The sequence below is a fragment of the Streptomyces sp. ATCC 21386 genome, assembly GCF_018728545.1.
Classification (GTDB): domain Bacteria; phylum Actinomycetota; class Actinomycetes; order Streptomycetales; family Streptomycetaceae; genus Streptomyces.
Map to the genome: position 1 here is coordinate 446,857 of NZ_JAAVVL010000001.1, position 17,754 is coordinate 464,610.

Annotated in this window: 14 protein-coding genes; 6 read left to right on the plus strand and 8 right to left on the minus strand. The window is 71.3% G+C overall.

All coding sequences use genetic code 11. The features are described from left to right. Window positions 1-114 precede the first annotated feature (114 nt). Together GWK25_RS02070 and GWK25_RS02075 are read left to right on the plus strand one after the other, a co-directional pair. On the plus strand, window positions 115-861 hold the full coding sequence (locus GWK25_RS02070; protein ID WP_251828662.1) for a CoA pyrophosphatase: 747 nt from the start codon (window positions 115-117) through the stop codon (window positions 859-861). 119 nt (window positions 862-980) lie between these two features. Then, on the plus strand, window positions 981-2,180 hold the full coding sequence (locus GWK25_RS02075; RefSeq protein ID WP_184905343.1) for a MarP family serine protease: 1,200 nt from the start codon (window positions 981-983) through the stop codon (window positions 2,178-2,180). Between the two features lie 76 nt (window positions 2,181-2,256). Here GWK25_RS02075 and GWK25_RS43170 read toward each other — a convergent pair whose 3' ends face one another. The 6 genes from GWK25_RS43170 to GWK25_RS02100 form a co-directional block, all read right to left on the minus strand. Continuing rightward, window positions 2,257-2,436, minus strand: a complete 180-nt coding sequence (locus GWK25_RS43170) for a hypothetical protein (RefSeq protein WP_078853953.1) — start codon at window positions 2,434-2,436, stop codon at window positions 2,257-2,259. Between the two features lie 127 nt (window positions 2,437-2,563). After that, a complete protein-coding gene (locus GWK25_RS02080; protein ID WP_215448231.1) occupies window positions 2,564-3,526 on the minus strand; it encodes an alpha/beta fold hydrolase in 963 nt (320 codons plus the stop codon). Beyond that, the gene (locus tag GWK25_RS02085) at window positions 3,523-4,002 is read right to left on the minus strand and encodes a phage holin family protein (protein WP_215448232.1); all 480 of its coding nucleotides are present in this window, start codon (window positions 4,000-4,002) and stop codon (window positions 3,523-3,525) included. Before GWK25_RS02085 ends, GWK25_RS02080 begins: the two co-directional genes overlap by 4 nt. A 51-nt stretch (window positions 4,003-4,053) precedes the next feature. Continuing rightward, window positions 4,054-5,457, minus strand: a complete 1,404-nt coding sequence (nhaA, locus tag GWK25_RS02090; RefSeq protein ID WP_215448233.1) for a Na+/H+ antiporter NhaA — start codon at window positions 5,455-5,457, stop codon at window positions 4,054-4,056. Window positions 5,458-5,591: 134 nt separating this feature from the next. Next, entirely contained in the window at window positions 5,592-7,550 is a 1,959-nt protein-coding gene (gene acs, locus GWK25_RS02095; protein ID WP_215448234.1) for an acetate--CoA ligase, read from the minus strand. A gap of 172 nt (window positions 7,551-7,722) precedes the next feature. Next, the gene (locus GWK25_RS02100) at window positions 7,723-10,095 is read right to left on the minus strand and encodes a SulP family inorganic anion transporter (protein WP_215448235.1); all 2,373 of its coding nucleotides are present in this window, start codon (window positions 10,093-10,095) and stop codon (window positions 7,723-7,725) included. Window positions 10,096-10,356: 261 nt separating this feature from the next. On the opposite strand from GWK25_RS02100, the gene GWK25_RS02105 reads away from it, so the two are divergent. Next, complete coding sequence (locus tag GWK25_RS02105; protein WP_215448236.1) at window positions 10,357-11,661, plus strand: hypothetical protein; 1,305 nt, start codon at window positions 10,357-10,359, stop codon at window positions 11,659-11,661. A 6-nt stretch (window positions 11,662-11,667) separates the two neighbouring features. Here GWK25_RS02105 and GWK25_RS02110 read toward each other — a convergent pair whose 3' ends face one another. Further along, window positions 11,668-12,648 carry an ATP-binding protein gene (locus GWK25_RS02110; RefSeq protein WP_215448237.1) on the minus strand — a complete coding sequence of 327 codons (981 nt, stop codon included), beginning with the start codon at window positions 12,646-12,648 and terminating at the stop codon, window positions 11,668-11,670. A 99-nt stretch (window positions 12,649-12,747) separates the two neighbouring features. Here GWK25_RS02110 and GWK25_RS02115 point away from each other — a divergent pair, with 99 nt between their 5' ends. Then, a complete protein-coding gene (locus tag GWK25_RS02115) occupies window positions 12,748-13,581 on the plus strand; it encodes an oxidoreductase (RefSeq protein WP_215448238.1) in 834 nt (277 codons plus the stop codon). Window positions 13,582-13,950: 369 nt separating this feature from the next. Here the strand turns inward: GWK25_RS02115 and GWK25_RS02120 are convergent, their stop codons facing one another. Continuing rightward, window positions 13,951-14,775 carry an HAD family phosphatase gene (locus GWK25_RS02120; RefSeq protein ID WP_215448239.1) on the minus strand — a complete coding sequence of 275 codons (825 nt, stop codon included), beginning with the start codon at window positions 14,773-14,775 and terminating at the stop codon, window positions 13,951-13,953. Between the two features lie 576 nt (window positions 14,776-15,351). Here GWK25_RS02120 and ssd point away from each other — a divergent pair. Beyond that, window positions 15,352-16,443: a septum site-determining protein Ssd gene (gene ssd / locus GWK25_RS02125; protein WP_215448240.1), complete on the plus strand. Its 1,092-nt coding sequence runs from the start codon at window positions 15,352-15,354 to the stop codon at window positions 16,441-16,443. 14 nt (window positions 16,444-16,457) lie between these two features. Next, a complete protein-coding gene (locus tag GWK25_RS02130; RefSeq protein WP_251829353.1) occupies window positions 16,458-17,738 on the plus strand; it encodes a TadA family conjugal transfer-associated ATPase in 1,281 nt (426 codons plus the stop codon). The last annotated feature ends 16 nt before the right edge of the window (window positions 17,739-17,754 follow it).

The following is a 17,754-nucleotide window of genomic DNA, read 5'->3' on the forward strand; positions in this document are numbered from 1 at the left end:
CTCCTCCGGCGCACGTCGCCCTGCCTTCCGCCACCCACAAGAGGGACGTGGGGCCCAAGTGGAACGATCAGCGGCCCTCCGGGCGTTGGGACCGGAACAACGACGGGGGTGGCTATGACACGCGCGAGCCGGACGGACGGCGGCACGGACACCGACAACGGGCACCAGACGGGGCGGCACCCCGCGTGGGCCGGACACGTCGCCTTGGACAAGGCGGGCCTGCCCCCCTGGCTGGACCCGGTGGTGCGTGCCGCCGAGACGGTCGAGCCGCTGCAGCTCAGCCGCTTCCTGCCGCCGGAGAACGGCTCGGGCCGCCAGTCGGCGGTCCTGATCCTGTTCGGCGACGGCCCGGACGGACCCGAGCTGCTGCTCATGGAGCGCGCCGGTTCGCTCAGATCGCACGCGGGCCAGCCGTCCTTCCCGGGCGGCGCCCTCGACCCCGAGGACGGCGACCCGGGGACCGACGGCCCGCTGCGGGCCGCCCTGCGCGAGGCCGAGGAGGAGACCGGTCTCGACCCCGCCGGCGTCCAGCTCTTCGGTGTGCTGCCCAAGCTCTACATCCCGGTCAGCGGCTTCGTGGTGACCCCCGTCCTGGGCTGGTGGCGCCGCCCCACCCCGGTCCGGGTCGTCGATCCGAACGAGACGGCCCGCGTCTTCACCGTTCCCGTGGCGGATCTCACGGATCCCGCCAACAGAGCCACCGCCGTGCACCCCCGCGGCTACGCAGGTCCGGCATTTCTGGTCGAATCGGCCTTGGTGTGGGGTTTCACGGCCGGAGTGATCGACCGTCTGCTGCACTACTCGGGCTGGGAGCGCCCCTGGGACCGCGAGAAGCAGGTCCCGCTCGACTGGCGCGCATGACAGGGTGTCTGCCGTGCTGCGTCTTTTGGGACCTGTCGCGTCCCCCTGTCGCCGCGCGGCGGACCGGTCCCCCGGTCGGCCTGTAGGGATCGCGTAGTGACGAGGCGAGGCTTGAAGCGGTGAACGTGCTGGACATCCTGTTGCTGGTCGCCGCCGTCTGGTTCGCGATCGTGGGCTATCGACAGGGCTTCGTCGTCGGCATCCTCTCGGTGATCGGCTTCCTCGGCGGCGGTCTCGTCGCGGTGTACGCCCTGCCCTTCATCTGGGACTGGATGACCGACAACTCCGAGGTCAGCACGGCCGCCGCGGTCGTCGCGGTGGTCATCGTGATCGTCTGCGCCTCCGTGGGCCAGGCCCTGACCACCCACCTCGGCAACAAACTGCGCCGCTACATCACCTGGTCCCCGGCCCGCGCCCTGGACGCCACCGGCGGCGCCCTCGTCAACGTCGTCGCGATGCTCCTGGTCGCCTGGCTGATCGGTTCCGCACTCGCCGGGACCACCCTGCCCACGCTCGGCAAGGAGGTCCGCAACTCCAAGGTGCTCCAGGGCGTGGCCGGTGCCCTGCCCACCCAGGCCGACACCTGGTTCGCGGACTTCTCCTCCGTCCTCACGCAGAACGGCTTCCCACAGGTCTTCAGCCCGTTCTCGAACGAGCCGATCACCGAGGTGCAGCCCCCCGACCCCGCGCTCGCGAGCAGTCCGGCCGCCCAGCGCGCCAAGCGATCCATCGTCAAGGTCATGGGCACGGCCCAGAGTTGCGGCAAGGTCCTGGAAGGCACCGGTTTCGTCTTCGGCGAGCGCCGGGTGATGACCAACGCGCACGTGGTCGGCGGAGTCGACGAACCCACCGTCCAGATCGGCGGCGAGGGCCGCAAGTACGACGCCAAGGTCGTCCTCTACGACTGGGAGCGCGACATCGCCGTCCTGGACGTGCCCGGCCTCAAGGCGCCCGCGCTGAAGTTCACCACCAAGGACGCTGTCAGCAGCGACGACGCGATCGTCGCTGGCTTCCCGGAGAACGGCGCGTACGACATCCGCCCCGCGCGCGTGCGCGGTCGCATCACGGCCAACGGCGCCGACATCTACAAGCGCGGCACCGTCCACCGTGACGTCTACTCGCTCTACGCGACCGTCCGCCAGGGCAACTCCGGCGGTCCGCTGCTCACGACCGACGGCAAGGTCTACGGCGTGGTCTTCGCTAAGTCCCTCGACGACTCGGAGACGGGCTACGCCCTCACCGCGGACGAGGTGGAGGAGGACATCGCCAAGGGCCGTACGGCCAACCAGCAGGTGGACAGCGACAGCTGCGCGCTCTGAGGCCGGGCGGGGCCGGTGGTGGTGTGAGGTGTGAGGTCCTGTGCGGGTCGCCCCGGTCGGGGATCGCCCGTACAGGTCAGGGACGGGGATGGCGCAGGCGGGCCGAGACCCAGCGGGCCCGGCGGCGCAGGATGCGCGGAATGCCCAGTCGGGGATCGGTGCCCTGCAGTTGCGGGCCGCCCCTCTGGTGCGAGCTCAGGCCCGAGGCCGAGCGGCGGTTGCGTGCGGCGTCACTGTAGTCGTGCGTCCAGCCCATACCCCGACGTGTGCCCCCGCCCCAAGGTCGATAACCGCCCCCACGCCCCCCAATTGGCCTATGCGCCGGGCAAGTGGCTGTTCGTGGAACAGGTGTTCACGTTCGGATAGCGGGCGACCTGGCCGACTCACCGGTCGGGCTCGGGGTCCTTCAGCCAGTTGATGAGCTCCGTGGAGAACGCCACCGGGTCCTCCTCGTGCGGGAAGTGTCCCAGACCGTCGAACAGCCGCCAACGGTACGGCGCTTCGACGTACTCCCCGGAGCCGGCCGCACTGCGCGTGCGCATCACCGGGTCGAGCGAACCGTGCAGATGGAGCGTGGGCACCCGGACCGGCCGCTTCATCCGGCGGTTGAACTGGATGCCGTCCGGACGAGCCATGGACCGCACCATCCACCGGTACGGCTCGATCGAGCAGTGCGCGGTCGACGGGATGCACATCGCCCGCTGGTACGCCTCCACGGCCTCGTCGTCGGGCAGCCGTGGCCCGGACCAGTCCCGGATCAGCCTGCCGACCAGGGCACCGTCGTCGGCGGTGAGCTGTCGCTCGGGGATCCAGGGCCGTTGGAAGCCCCAGATGTAGGAGCCCGCGGAGGTCTGCTTGACGTCGGAGAGCATGGCCGAGCGCCAGCGCCGCGGGTGCGGCATCGAGGAGACCGCGAGCCGTCGTACGAGCTTGGGGCGCATCACGGCCGCCGTCCACGCCAGATAGCCGCCCAGGTCGTGGCCGACCAGCGCGGCATCGGGCTCGCCGAGGGACCGGACGACACCGGTGATGTCGAGGGCGAGGTTCGCCGGGTCGTAACCCCGGGGGGTGCGGTCGCTGCCGCCGACTCCGCGCAGGTCCATGGCCACGGCCCGGAACCCGGCCTCGGCGAGCGAGACCATCTGGTGCCGCCAGGTCCACCAGAACTGCGGGAAGCCGTGCAGCAGCAGCACCAGCGGCCCGTCGCCCACCTCGGCGATGTGGAAGCGCGCGCCGTTGGCGGCCACGTCCCGGTGGATCAGCTCCTTGGCGCCGGGCACGTCGAGCCGTACGGGAGACGCGGGCTGATTCGAGGGGGCGGCCGGGGTGGTCGCGGGGTCGGTCATGACGACGAGCGTGCCACAGCCTCGACGGCGCCGTCGGCCGGGGCGGTCCGACGGGGGTGCGGCTTGGCGTTCTGCAGCACGCCCGCCGTCTCCTTCATGGACGCGGCGACCTTCTGCGGGCCCTGGCCCTTCTTGGCCTTCTTGGAGAAGACGACGCCGACGAGCGTCAGCACGAGGGCGACCACGACGTTCGCCGCGAACGAGAGCAGGAAGCAGATCGCCAGGTTCCACTCGCTCCAGGTGCGGATGCCGTACGCCAGGGCGAAACTCAGCATCGGCAGGGAGAAGATCAGTACCGCGCCGGCCGCGGTGAACGCCCCGCCGCCGATGACTCCTCGCTTGACGTCCTGCCTGAGCTGGGCCTTGGCCAGCGCGATCTCGTCGTGCACCAGCGCGGACATCTCGGCCGTCGCCGAGGCGACCAGCTGGCCGACGCTGCGTTCGGCTCCGACCGGGCTGCCGTCGGGTGCGCTCATCGGGGTCTCCCTCATATGCGTTTGTACGGTCCTGTCTTCGGTCCTGTCAGATCATGCCGGACCGTCGTCGCCGACGCCTGCCCCGCCCGCCACTTCGGCAAGCCTGCGATGTTCGGCGGCCTTGCGTTCGTAGATCTCCGCCATGCGCAGGTGGTACGCCGGGTCGTCCTGTTCGTAGATGTCGGGGATGCCGTCGAGGTCGTCGTCGCGCTCCTCGGCGGCCCACAGCGCCTGGTACTTGGCGTTCCGCAGCTTCAACAGGACGGTCGCCAGGACCGCCGCGACGAGCGAACCGCTGAGGACGGCGGCCTTGACGCCCTCGGTGAGCGCCCGATCGCCCTCGAAGGCCAGTTCACCGATGAGCAGCGACACGGTGAAGCCGATCCCGGCGAGGGAGGCCACCGCGAAGACGTCCGGCCAGGACAGGTCGTCGGAGAGCGAGGCCCGGGTGAAGCGGGCGGTCAGCCAGGTCCCGCCGAAGATCCCGACCGCCTTGCCGACCACCAGCCCGAGCACCACCCCGAGCGTCTCCGGCTGCGTGAACACCTTCGCCAGCGCATCGCCCGACACCGCGACACCCGCGCTGAACAGGGCGAACAGCGGCACCGCCAGACCCGCCGACAGGGGGCGCACCAGATGCTCGATGTGCTCGCCGGGGGAGCGGTCCTCCCCTTCGCGCCGGCTGCAGCGCAGCATCAGCCCCATCGCGACCCCGGCGATCGTGGCGTGCACGCCGCTGTTGTACATCAGCGCCCAGACGACGAGCGCGAGCGGGACGTACACGTACCACCCGCGTACGCCCTTCCTCAGCAGCAGCCAGAAGACGGCGAGCGCGGCGACGGCGCCGCCGAGCGCGGCGAAGTTCAGGTCGTCGGTGAAGAACACCGCGATGATCAGGATGGCGCACAGGTCGTCGACGACGGCGAGGGTGAGCAGGAAGGCCCGCAGCGCGTTCGGCAGGGAGGTGCCGATGACGGCGAGCACGGCCAGCGCGAAGGCGATGTCGGTGGCCGTGGGCACGGCCCAGCCGGCCAGCGAGCCGCCGCCGGAGAGGTTGGTGAGCGTGTAGACGAGCGCCGGTACGGCCATGCCGCACAGCGCGGCGACCACGGGCAGCGCGGCCGTCCTGGGGTCCTTGAGGTCACCCGCGACCAGTTCCCGCTTGAGTTCGATGCCGGCGACGAAGAAGAAGATCGCGAGGAGCCCGTCGGCCGCCCAGTGCGCCACGGACAGGTCGAGGCCGAGGGTTTCGGGGCCGAAGTGGAACTGGCTGACGCTCTCGTAGCTGTCGCGCAGCGCGGGGACGTTGACCCAGACCAGCGCGGTGATGGAGGCCAGGAGCAGCAGGACACCGCCGACGGTCTCCGTGCGCAGCGCGTCCGCCAAGAAGGTCCGTTCCGGCAGGGAGAGCCGGCCGAAGACCTTGCGGGTGGGGGTGGTGCGGGACGCGGCCACGGTCGGGACCTCCGGTCGGTGGACAGCACGGAACACTCGCCGACCAGACTTCCCGGCACACCTGTTCTTGAGCTTAGCCAAGGGGCACCCGGCGCGCTTGTGGCCGGGTGCCCCTCGAGGCCTTACGTGACGCGTCAGTCCTCGCTGGGCGCCGCCGGCAGCTTGGCCTGGATGAGGTCCATGACCGTGGAGTCGGTCAGCGTCGTGACGTCGCCGAGCTGGCGGTTCTCCGCCACATCGCGCAGCAGTCGCCGCATGATCTTCCCGGAGCGGGTCTTCGGCAGCTCCTGCACCGGCAGGATCCGCTTCGGCTTGGCGATCGGGCCGAGGGTGGCGCCGACGTGGTTGCGCAGGTCGGCGACGAGGCTCTCGTCCTCGGCGTTCGCCGTGCCGCGCAGGATCACGAACGCCACGATCGCCTGACCTGTGGTCTCGTCGGCCGCGCCGACCACGGCGGCCTCGGCCACGGACGGGTGCGAGACGAGCGCGGACTCCACCTCGGTCGTCGAGATGTTGTGGCCGGACACGAGCATCACGTCGTCGACGCGGCCGAGGAGCCAGATGTCCCCGTCGTCGTCCTTCTTCGCCCCGTCACCGGCGAAGTACTTGCCCTCGAAGCGCGACCAGTACGTGTCGAGGAACCGCTGGTCGTCGCCCCAGATGGTGCGCAGCATGGACGGCCACGGCTCGGTGAGGACGAGATAGCCACCGCCGCCGTCGGGCACCTCGTTCGCCTCGTCGTCGACGACCGTCGCGCAGATGCCCGGCAGCGGCGTCTGCGCGGATCCCGGCTTGGTCGACGTCACTCCCGGCAGTGGCGAGATCATCATCGCGCCGGTCTCGGTCTGCCACCAGGTGTCCACGATCGGCGTCGCGTCGGCCCCGATGTGCTTGCGGTACCAGATCCACGCCTCGGGGTTGATGGGCTCACCGACGGAGCCGAGCACGCGCAGCGAGGACAGGTCGAACTTCGCGGGGATGTCGTCGCCCCACTTCATGAACGTACGGATGGCCGTGGGCGCCGTGTAGAGGATCGTCACCCCGTATTTCTGCACGATCTCCCAGAACCGCCCCTGGTGCGGGGTGTCCGGCGTGCCCTCGTACATGACCTGCGTCGCTCCGTTCGCCAGCGGTCCGTAGACGATGTACGAGTGGCCGGTGACCCAGCCGACGTCGGCCGTGCACCAGTACACGTCCGTCTCCGGCTTGAGGTCGAAGACGGCGTGGTGGGTGTACGACGTCTGCGTGAGGTAGCCGCCGGAGGTGTGCAGGATGCCCTTGGGCTTACCGGTCGTGCCGGACGTGTACAGGATGAACAGCGGGTGCTCGGCGCCGAAGGGCTGCGGCGTGTGCTCGCTGCTCTGGCGGTCGACGATCTCGTGCCACCACACGTCGCGGGAGTCGTTCCACGCGACGTCCTGGCCGGTGCGGCGGACGACGAGGACGTGCTCGACATTGCCGGCCCGGTCGGCCGCGTCGTCCACGGCGGGCTTCAGCGCGGACGGCTTGCCGCGCCGGTAGCCGCCGTCGGCGGTGATGACCACCTTCGCGTCGGCGTCCTGGATACGGGTCGCGAGCGCGTCCGCCGAGAAGCCGCCGAACACGACGGAGTGCGCGGCGCCGATCCGGGCGCAGGCGAGCATCGCCACGGCCGTCTCCGGGATCATCGGCATGTAGACCGCGACCCGGTCGCCCGCCTGGACGCCCAACTCCAGCAGGGCGTTGGCCGCCTTGCTCACCTCGTCCTTGAGTTCGGCGTAGGTGAGGGCACGGCTGTCACCCGGCTCGCCCTCGAAGTGGATGGCGACCCGGTCGCCGTTGCCGGCCTCGACATGCCGGTCGACGCAGTTGTACGCGACGTTGAGCTCGCCGTCCTCGAACCACTTGGCGAACGGCGGGTTCGACCAGTTCAGCGTCTCGGTCGGCTCCTTGGCCCAGGTCAGCCGCCGGACCTGAGCCGCCCAGAAGCCGAGCCTGTCAGCCCTGGCCCGTTCGTACGCCTCGGCCGTGACGTTGGCGTTCTCGGCCAGGTCAGCGGGCGGCGCGAAGCGTCGCTCCTCCTTCAAGAGGTTGGCCAGGCTTTCGTTGCTCACGACATCTCCCTTGCGGTGCTTTGCCGGGGGGCGACCGTTGTGTCCCAGGCCACAGCTCATCAGACCCGGACCCCCGATGACAAGGGCCTTCGTCGGATTGGTTTAGACCTGTGGGCGGGTGGCCGTGCGGCCAGGACGCCACCCGTTCCCACGGACCCCGACGGACATCGGTTCACGCGCGAGTGTCGTACAGGACCGTCCCGTTGGGCTCGGCCGGGTCCACCGCGCCGGTGACCTGATCGAAGACTCCGCTCTCCGGCGCCGCTTCCGTGAGCAGGTAGGCCTGTGCCTCACCCACGTGGAAGTACATGCCGTGCAGTTCGAGCGCCCCCTCTCGCAGGGCGCGGGCGACGGATTCGTGGGCTCTCAGGTGCTCCAGCTGCTGGATGATGTTGGTCAGGCACAGCTGCTCGACGGCGTCGGCGGGCTCGCGGCCCGCGAGCCGGGCCCAGGGCCGGTTCTTGTCGGTGGCGCGCTCCAGGCTGGGCCGGCCGTGCCGCAGCCAGCGCTTGAGGGGTGTCTGGACGCCGTGCGGATCGGCCTTGAGCAGGGCCTGCATCGCGCCGCAGCCCGAGTGCCCGCAGACCGTGATGGACCGTACCTTCAGCACGTCCACCGCGTACTCGATGGCCGCCGCCACCGAGTCGTCGCCGCTCTCCTCGCCGGGCAGCGGCACGAGGTTTCCGACATTGCGGACGACGAAGAGGTCGCCGGGGCCGCTGGAGGTGATCATCGACGTGACGAGCCGGGAATCCGCGCAGGTCAGGAAGAGCTGCGAGGGCTGCTGCCCCTCGCGCGCCAGCCGGGCCAGCTCCCCGCGGACCAGGGGGGCCGTGTTGCGCTGGAACGCGCTGATGCCGCGCGCCAGTTGATGACCCCTCGGGCCTTCGGCCGCCTCCTCCTGCGGTGTGCCCGCGGTCGGGGTGTCCGGGGCCTCGCACTGGTGGTTGCGCCAGGGCGTCCAGGGCCGGCAGCGACAGCCCGCCGTGGTGCTCGCGGGCTCGGCGATCCGGGTGCCGGCGCGGCCGGTGATCTCCACGGAGCCGCCCCGCGCGTGGTGCGCGTGCTGCCAGTCCTGCAGCGACTCGTACGCCGCGTGGTCCATGAACGACCCGTCCAGCTCCACCACGGTGGCGGCGCCCGCGGGGACCTGGTGCAGGGCGCGGCTGAGGCGGGGCACCGCGAGGAACGTCAACTGGCCGCGCACATGGACGTGATGGACGCCGTCCCGCTCGTCGTGGGTGATGCGGGTGCGCGTGAGGCGGTGCAGGGCGACGCCGACGGCCACGGCGATACCGAGCGCGACGCCCTCCAGGACACCGAAGACGACGACGCCGAGGGTGGTGACGGCGTAGACCAGCACCTCCCGGTGGCGGGTGACCGTGCGGATGTGGTGCAGGGACACCATCTGGACCCCGACGGCCATCACCAGCGCGGCGAGTGAGGCGAGGGGGATCAGCTCCAGGACGGGCACCAGGAGCAGGGTGGCCGCCATCACCCAGACGCCGTGCAGCATCGTGGAGTTCCGGCTGGTGGCGCCGGCCCGGACGTTGGCCGTGCTGCGGACGGCGACGCCGGCGATCGGCAGGCCGCCGAGGGCGCCGGAGACGACGTTGGCCGCGCCCTGGCCGCGCAGTTCGCGGTCGAGGTCGGAGCGCCGTACGTCGGTTCGTCCGGCCGCCAGTTTGTCCATGGCGACAGCGCCGAGCAGGGACTGCACGCTGCACACGAGCGTGGTGGTGAGGACGGCCGCGACGAGGCCGAGCGCCGGTCCGTCGGGCACGCCGGCCAGGGCGTGGCTGCGCCAGGACGGCAAATCGACCTTGGGCAGGCTCAACGCGGCGAGCGCGGCGGCGGCCGTGGCACCGGCGACGGCGACCAGGGCGGCCGGGATCGTGCGCAGTTGCCGTCCGACCGAGCCGGGGAGTCGGGGCCAGGCGAGCAGCAGGACGAGGGTGAGGACGCTCACGGAGACGGCGGCGGGGTGCAGGTGTGCCAACTGGGCGGGCAGGGCCCCGAGGTTGGCGCTGACGGAGCTCTGCGGGGTGCCGCCGAGCACGATGTGGAGCTGGGCGACGGCGATGGTGACGCCGATGCCGGCGAGCATGCCGTGCACGATCGCGGGACTGACGGCGAGCGCCGAGCGGGCCACGCGCAGATGGGCCAGGCCCAGTTGGGCGATGCCCGCGAAGACGGTGATGGCGCAGGTGGTGCGCCAGCCGTACTGGTGGATGAGGTCGGCGGTGACCACCGTGAGACCGGCGGCGGGGCCGCTGACCTGGAGGGGGGATCCGCCGAGGCGTCCGGCCACGAGTCCGCCGACGGCGGCCGCGACGAGGCCGGCCTGGAGCGGTGCGCCCGTGGCGAGGGCGATGCCCAGGGACAGGGGGAGGGCGATCAGGAAGACCGCGATGGAGGCGGACAGATCGGCGGCCGAGACGTGGAACCGGCGACGCGGGCCCTCCGGCGGGCTGTGCGGTCGGTGGTCACGCTCCGTCCGGTTCGAGTCCGGGTCGGTGGTGGGGGTGGGAACGCAGGCGGACATGTTCTCCCGTCTCCTCCGGGGCTGCGCGGTCGCGTCGGTTCGCGGCCGTGGGACACGGCGTACAGCGGCGGGATATCTCAACGCTCAGTAAACGAATCGTAATGCAGGGTAAAGGATGCGCAAGAACATTAGCCGCAAATAGGTCATTAGATCACTCGCGGGAGTGAATGAGGCATTTCATCGGCTTGTCGTATTAATCATGATCGGAACTCTGTGTGACCTTGGCCGCTCTGCCTCAGAGCGAAGGAAGGTGGGCGGGACATGGCCGTCACCCAGAGGATCGCCGCCGGAGTCACGCTCGCCGCGACCGTCGCCGCGGCGCTCGCCGGATGCGGGATCGGTGAGCCGACGTCGACCGCCGGTTCACCCGGCGCGAAGAGAACGGAGCAGGAGGGCCGGCAGGGCGGACCAACGAAGGAGGGTGCCCCGGCACCGCCCAAGACCGCCGTCCGGCTGATCGGCGACGGCTCCACCGCGTACACCGGTGCACAGCCGCACCTGCCCAGGCCGCAGCGGTTGGAGCCCGGTCAGCGGCCCCCGCAGTTCGTCGTCTTCTCCTGGGACGGCGCGGGGGAGGACAGCCAACGGCTCTTCTCGCACTTCCGCAAGGTCGCCCGGGCCAACGACGCGACCATGACGTATTTCCTGAGCGGCGTGTACATGCTGCCGGAGGAGAAGCGGGACCTGTACCGGCCGCCCCAGCACTCACCGGGCCGCTCCGACATCGGGTTCAACGACGTCCGCGGGATCAAGGACACCGTGGATCAGCTGCGCGGCGCGTGGTTGGAGGGCAACGAGATCGGCACCCACTTCAACGGCCACTTCTGCGGTCCCGACGGCGGGGTCGGCGAGTGGTCGGTCGAGGAGTGGAAGAGCGAGGTCGCCCAGGCCAAGTCGTTCGTGAAGGCGTGGAAGACCAACACCGGCACGGAGCGGGCCGAACCCCTGCCCTTCGACTACGACAAGGAGCTGATCGGCGCCCGCACGCCCTGCCTCGAAGGGCAGACCAACTTCATGCGGGCCGCCCGGGAACTGGGCTTCCGCTACGACACCAGCGGCGTGCGGAACCAGGTCTGGCCCGAGAAGAAGGACGGGCTGTGGGACCTGTCGCTGCAACTCGTCCCCGTCCCGGGACGGAACTTCGAGACCCTGACCATGGACTACAACTTCTACGTCAACCAGTCCGGCGCCCGGGCGGGTGCACCCGCCCGGCGGGAGGAGTGGGGCGACCAGTTCCGTGACGGGCTGCTCGCGGGCTTCGATCGCGCCTATCGGAGCAACCGCGCGCCCCTGATCATCGGCAACCACTTCGAGTCCTGGAACGGCGGCGTCTACATGCGCGCGGTCGAGGAGACCGTCGAGGCGGTCTGCGGCAAGCCCGAGGTGCGCTGCGTCTCCTTCCGGCAACTCGCCGACTGGCTCGACGCCCAGGACCCGAAGGTCCTGGACAGGCTGCGCGGCCTGGGCGTCGGTCAGTCCCCGAAGGACGGCTGGACGTCCTTCCTCTCCGCAGCAGCGGCACCGGCCCCGAAGGGGGTTCCGGGGGCACCCGCGGCCAAGCCGTAGCAGCGCTCAGACGGCGGCGGCGACCTGTTCGCCGAGCACGAACCCGGGGTCGATCTGCGAGGCCAGATCGGCCCCGGTCCGCTCGTTGCCCCAACTGGTGGCGTTCTTCAGGTGGAAGTGCTCCATCTGACGGGTGTAGCGCTCCCAGTCACGCAGCTCGTACGTGCCGTCGGCCGCTTCGTGCAGCGTGCGCAGGGAGCGGCGGTTGGCCTCCTCCAGATGCTCGAAGCGGGGCGGGCGGCCCTTCTCCAGGGCGCGCACCCAGTCCGAGTGCCCGAAGGCGACCAGCAGGTCGTCCCCGACCTCGGCGCGGAGGAAGTCGAGGTCGTCCTCGCCGTGCACCTTGTTCCCGACGACCTTCAGGGCGACGCCGAAGTCGGCGGCGTACTCCTTGTACTGGCGATAGACGGAGACTCCTCTGCGCGTCGGTTCGGCGACGAGGAACGTCATGTCGAAACGCGTGAACATGCCGGACGCGAAGGAGTCCGAACCGGCTGTCATGTCGACCACCACGTACTCGTCGCGGCCGTCCACCAGGTGGTTCAGGAACAGCTCCACCGCTCCCGTCTTGGAGTGGTAGCAGGCGACCCCCAGGTCGGCGTCGGTGAAGGGGCCGGTGACCATCAAACGGACGGCTCCGCCGTCGAGTTCCACCGGACGGGCGCAGGCGTCGTAGATCGCGTTGGGCTCGCAGATCCGCACCAGGCGCGAGCCGTCGCCCGGCGGGGTCGTCTTGATCATCGTCTCGGCGGAGGCGATCCGCGGGTTGGAGCCCCGCAGATGGTTCTTGATCAGCGCCAGCCGCTCGCCCATCGCGGGCAGTTCGGCGGCCTCCGACTCGTCGAGGCCGAGAGCGGCGCCGAGGTGCTGGTTGATGTCCGCGTCGACCGCGACGACGGGGAGACCTGAGACGGCGAGGTGGCGGATGAACAGGGAGGACAGCGTGGTCTTGCCACTCCCGCCCTTCCCGACGAAAGCAATTTTCATGTTCACTAACGGTAGTGGGGCGGCCGCCCAGGGTGTTCGCGCGATCGGGAAGACCACTCCTTCGAGGGGTCGGCCGCCAGTGCGCGTAGGGTCGTACTCATGAGTACGACAGGTGCGGCCGCCGATCCGCTCGCGGCCCTGGGAGAGCTTCCCGGTGTGGCCGAATCCGTGGAGTCCGTGCGCAAGGCCGTGGACCGGGTCTACGGCCACCGCGTCATGCGCCGTCGCAGCAACGCGGTCACCTCCGAGGCCGCCCTGCGGGGCGCGCGCGGCTCGGCGGCGCTGTCCGGCGCCGACTGGGCCCTCGAAGAGGTGCGTCGCCGTACGGACTTCAGCGGCCAGGACGGTGACGACGAGGCCCGCGCCGTGGGTGCCGCGCTGCGGCTCACCGCCGAGGCGGGCCAGCTGCTGTCGATCTGGCGGCAGTCGCCCCTGCGGGTGCTGGCCCGGCTGCACCTGGTCGCTGCCGGGAGCGACGACGCGCGCGTGGGGCGCCCGCGACAGGACGGCGAGCCCGTCGAGGAGCCCCTGGTCGAGCTGCCCCTGCCGGGTCCGGCGGAGGTGGCGGGCCGGCTCGACGGGCTCTCCGAGCTGATCATCAAGGGCAGTTCGGCCCCGGCACTGGTGACGGCCGCCGTCGTGCACGGCGAACTGCTCGCCCTACGGCCCTTCGGCTTCCACAACGGCCTCGTCGCGCGCGCCGCCGAGCGGATCGTGCTGATCGGCAGCGGCCTCGACCCCAAGTCGGTCTGCCCGGCGGAGGTCGGCCACGCGGAACTGGGCCGCGCCGCCTATCTGGCCGCCCTCGACGGCTACGCCTCCGGCACCCCGCAGGGCATGGCCGCCTGGATCGCCCACTGCGGCAGGGCGATCGAGCTGGGCGCTCGGGAGTCGACGGCCGTGTGCGAGGCGCTCCAGCGCGGGGCGGCGTAGAAAGCCGCGACCCAGGCGACGGAGAACCCCCGGAAAAGGGTTGCGGCGGTACGAGAATTCGTACCGCCGCTGGCATGTCCACCTGGTTACCAAGCGTCCTCGATATGTGCCCATCAGGCCGGGAACTCAGCCCGTGACCTGGTGCGGCTGGCCCGTAATCGACGGGTCGACGTCGCGTGGGTGCCTGGTGTTCATGCTAGGTCCGTGGGGCCAAAATGAGTTGTAAAGGTGATCCTCTCGGACGTCCTTTGGTCTCGCGGGCCTTGAATCCTTTCTACTCCAGGACCCGGGCAAGCGGAACCCCTCGATGTGCTTCTTTACTTTTAGGTTCAAAGAGGGTGATTCCGCAGCCGGGGCGCGGAGAGCGGGTCAGACGGTCGCCACACGGCGCCGGCTCGCGTACCAGACCAGCCCGGCGGTGGCCGCCGCGGCGCCTATGGCGGCGGCCGCGAGAAGAGCGGGCCGCGGCCGTACGGCCAGGCGCTGCTTGAGACGCACCGGGCGGTGGAAGTCGAGAATGGGCCACCCGCGCGCGAGGGCCTCCTTGCGCAGCGTCCGGTCCGGGTTCACCGCGTGCGGGTGACCCACGGCCTCCAGCATCGGCAGGTCCGTCGCCGAGTCGCTGTAGGCGTAGCAGTGCGCGAGGTCGTACTCCTCGGACTCGGCCAGCTCCCGGATCGCCTCCGCCTTCGTCGGGCCGTAGGCGTAGTACTCCACCTCGCCGGTGAAGCAGCCGTCGTCGCCTACGACCATGCGGGTCGCCACCACCCGGTCCGCGCCGAGCAGCTCGCCGATCGGCTCGACGACCTCGGCGCCCGAGGTGGAGACGATGACCACGTCCCGACCCGCGACGTGGTGCTCCTCGATGAGGGAGGCGGCCTCGTCGTAGATGATCGGGTCGATCAGGTCGTGCAGGGTCTCGGCGACGATGTCCTTCACCTGTTGGACGTTCCAGCCCCGGCACAGCGCGGACAGATACTTCCGCATCCGTTCCATCTGGTCGTGGTCGGCGCCGCCCGCGAGGAACACGAACTGGGTGTACGCCGTTCGCAGGGCAGCCCTGCGGTTGATCAGGCCGCCTTGGTAGAACGACTTGCTGAACGTGAGCGTGCTCGACTTCGCAATGACCGTCTTGTCCAGGTCAAAGAAGGCCGCTGTGCGGGGCAAGGAGTGGTTTTCCACGGGGCCGAGCATATGCGCCCGCCATTCGGGCTAGTGTGGGGCGCGTGGGTTTGCCTGAGAGGCCTCTCGGGTACACCATGGAAGTCACGGATCGTTCGCGACCGTGCTAACGCGGTCCGGCTCCTCCCCCCCCGAGTCGGCCGTGAAGACGACCCCCACTCTCCCCCCCGGTGGGGGTCGTCGCATGTCCGGACACGTTTCCTCTCTTCTCGCCGGCCCGCGAGGCGCCCTCAGGCACTCGTGGGCTTTCCTCTGCCCCGGCACAGGATCCGTCACTGTAGGTAGTCGCCGGGCTGCGCTGCGGAAGCCGCACAGGAGTCGCCTGTTCGGGTGACGGCGATATTCACAAGGACCCAGTTGTCCACAGTTTTCGACCAAGATCCACATGATTTCCGAGGCCGTCGCACCGTGATTCCAGCGCGTCCCGACGGCGGCGAGTTCATGGCCGGTTCCGTTTCGCGGATGCGTAGGGCCGGATTCCGTCGACCGCCTCCGTGGCGGCCGATCTCCGGTGCTTCACACAGGAGTTGAACACGTCGTCCGGAACACCGGACGACCGCGTTCACGCAGCGAAGGGGGCTGGAGATCATGGCAGGAGCCATCACCGACGACCGGCCGTCCGCCGCCGAGGGGCGGCAGGGCAGGCCGTTGATCGTCACCGAGGACGTGGAACTGCTGGACGACCTGCTGCGCCTGTGCGCGGCCGCGGGCGCCCGGCCGGAGGTCCACCACGGGGTGCCGGAAGGCCGGGGCCGATGGGACACGGCGCCGCTGGTGCTCGTCGGGAACGACGCGGCACGGCGGCTGCGCGGGGCCGCACGCAGACGAGGAGTGGTGCTCGTCGGCAAGGACCAGGACGACTCCGGGGTCTGGCAGCGGGCCGTGGAGATCGGCGCCGACCACGTCCTGATGCTGCCCGACGGCGAGCAGTGGCTCGTCGACCGCATCGCCGACGTGGCGGAAGGCGTCGGCAGGCCGGCGCTCACCGTCGGCGTCGTCGGCGGTCGGGGCGGCGCCGGGGCCTCCACACTGGCCTGCGCCCTCGCCGTCACCTCCGCGCGCCGGGGCACCCGCACCCTCCTCGTGGACGCCGATCCGCTCGGTGGGGGCCTGGACGTGCTCCTCGGTGGCGAGGGCGCCGACGGACTGCGCTGGCCGGCCTTCGCCGCCTCGCGCGGACGGGTCGGCGGTGGCGCGCTGGAGGAGTCGCTGCCCGAGGTGCACGCCCTGCGCGTCCTCAGCTGGGACCGGGGCGACGCCGTGGCCATTCCGCCCCAGGCCGTGCGCGCGGTGCTCGCCGCGGGGCGACGGCGCGGCGGTGCGGTCGTCGTCGACCTGCCGCGCCGCATCGACGAAGGCGTCGCCGAAACCCTCGCCCAACTGGACATGGGGCTCCTGGTCGTCCCCGCCGAACTGCGCGCGGTCGCCGCCGCCTCCCGGGTCGCCTCCGCCTTCGGCATGGTCCTGCGCGACCTGCGCGTCGCGGTCCGCGGCCCGTACGCCCCCGGCCTCGACGACCACGAGGTGGCCCGCCTCCTCCGGCTGCCCCTCGTGGGCGAGGTACCCACCGAGGCCGGGCTGTCCGACGGCGGCGGACCCCCGGGTGTGCCACGCGGACCGCTCGCTCGCTTCTGCGAGGGCTTCTGGGAACGCGCGGCGGTCCGGGGTGAGGCGGCGTGAACCGCGTGAACGGGATGCCCGACGACGGTCTGCTGGACGGCGTACGGCAGTGGCTCGTCGAGAGCGGGGCCGAGCCGACACCCGCGCGCGTGGCGCAGGCGCTGCGCGAGCGGGGACGGGTGCTCGGGGACGCGGAGGTGCTCGGCGCGGCCGAGCGGTTGCGGTCGGAGCTGGTGGGGAGCGGGCCGCTGGAGCCGCTGCTCGCCGATCCCTCGGTCACCGACGTGCTGGTGTCGGGCCCTGACCGGGTGTGGGTGGATCGGGGCGGCGGCCTGGAGCTCACCGGGATCTGCTTCCCGGACGCGGCGGCCGTACGACGCCTCGCGCAGCGCCTGGCGGCCGTCGCCGGACGCCGGCTGGACGACGCCCGACCGTGGGTGGACGCCCGGCTCCCGGACGGCACCCGGCTGCACGCGGTGCTTCCGCCGGTGGCCGTCGGTTCCACCTGTCTGTCCCTGCGGGTCGTCCGGCCGCGCGCCTTCACCCTCGCCGAACTGGTGGCGGCGGGCACGGTGCCGCCCGGCGGCGACGGGGTCCTGCGGGCGCTGATCCGCTCCCGGTTGTCGTACGTCATCAGCGGCGGGACGGGGACCGGGAAGACCACCTTGTTGAGCGCGCTGCTCGGGCTGGTCGACCCCGGCGAGCGGATCGTGCTGGCCGAGGACTCGGCGGAGCTGCGGCCCGACCATCCGCATGTGGTGCGGCTGGAGGGGAGACCGGCGAACCAGGAGGGCGTGGGCCTCGTCGAGCTGCGGGACCTGGTGCGACAGGCGCTGCGCATGCGCCCGGACCGGCTGGTGGTCGGCGAGGTGCGGGGGCCCGAGGTGGTGTCCTTGTTGGCCGCCCTGAACACCGGCCACGAGGGCGGCAGCGGCACGCTCCACGCCAATGCCGCGGGGCAGGTGCCGGCCCGTCTGGAGGCCCTCGGCACGGCCGCGGGGCTGGACCGGGCCGCACTGCACAGCCAACTGGCGGCCGCGCTGTCGGTGGTCGTGCATCTCGTACGGGACCGGGACGGCCGACGGCGGATCGACGAGGTGCACGTGCTGGAACGGGACGGGGCGGGGCTGGTGGGGACCGTGCCGGCCCTCCGCTGGGGCGAGGCGGCATTCGTGTACGAGCGGGGCTGGGAGCGGCTGCGGGGTCTGCTTCGGGGCGGAGCGCACGGCCGGGTGGACGAGGTCTCCGGTGGGGTGCGAGGCCCGGGCGGTGGGGTGCGAGGCCCGGGTGGCGGGCGGATGGACGAGACCGACGGCGGGCCTGGCGGCCTTCCGGAAGGGAGTGGGCGGCGGTGACAGGGGTCGGGGAGAT

Bases quoted from the DNA above. Each gene is read 5' to 3' on its own strand.
- GWK25_RS02085 (WP_215448232.1), bottom strand. From the start codon at position 4,002: ATGAGCGCACCCGACGGCAGCCCGGTCGGAGCCGAACGCAGCGTCGGC.
- GWK25_RS43170 (WP_078853953.1), bottom strand. From the start codon at position 2,436: ATGGGCTGGACGCACGACTACAGTGACGCCGCACGCAACCGCCGCTCG.
- GWK25_RS02070 (WP_251828662.1), top strand. From the start codon at position 115: ATGACACGCGCGAGCCGGACGGACGGCGGCACGGACACCGACAACGGG.
- GWK25_RS02115 (WP_215448238.1), top strand. From the start codon at position 12,748: ATGAGTACGACAGGTGCGGCCGCCGATCCGCTCGCGGCCCTGGGAGAG.
- GWK25_RS02105 (WP_215448236.1), top strand. From the start codon at position 10,357: ATGGCCGTCACCCAGAGGATCGCCGCCGGAGTCACGCTCGCCGCGACC.
- GWK25_RS02080 (WP_215448231.1), bottom strand. From the start codon at position 3,526: ATGACCGACCCCGCGACCACCCCGGCCGCCCCCTCGAATCAGCCCGCG.
- GWK25_RS02130 (WP_251829353.1), top strand. From the start codon at position 16,458: ATGCCCGACGACGGTCTGCTGGACGGCGTACGGCAGTGGCTCGTCGAG.
- GWK25_RS02120 (WP_215448239.1), bottom strand. From the start codon at position 14,775: ATGCTCGGCCCCGTGGAAAACCACTCCTTGCCCCGCACAGCGGCCTTC.
- GWK25_RS02110 (WP_215448237.1), bottom strand. From the start codon at position 12,648: ATGAAAATTGCTTTCGTCGGGAAGGGCGGGAGTGGCAAGACCACGCTG.
- ssd (WP_215448240.1), top strand. From the start codon at position 15,352: ATGGCAGGAGCCATCACCGACGACCGGCCGTCCGCCGCCGAGGGGCGG.
- GWK25_RS02100 (WP_215448235.1), bottom strand. From the start codon at position 10,095: ATGTCCGCCTGCGTTCCCACCCCCACCACCGACCCGGACTCGAACCGG.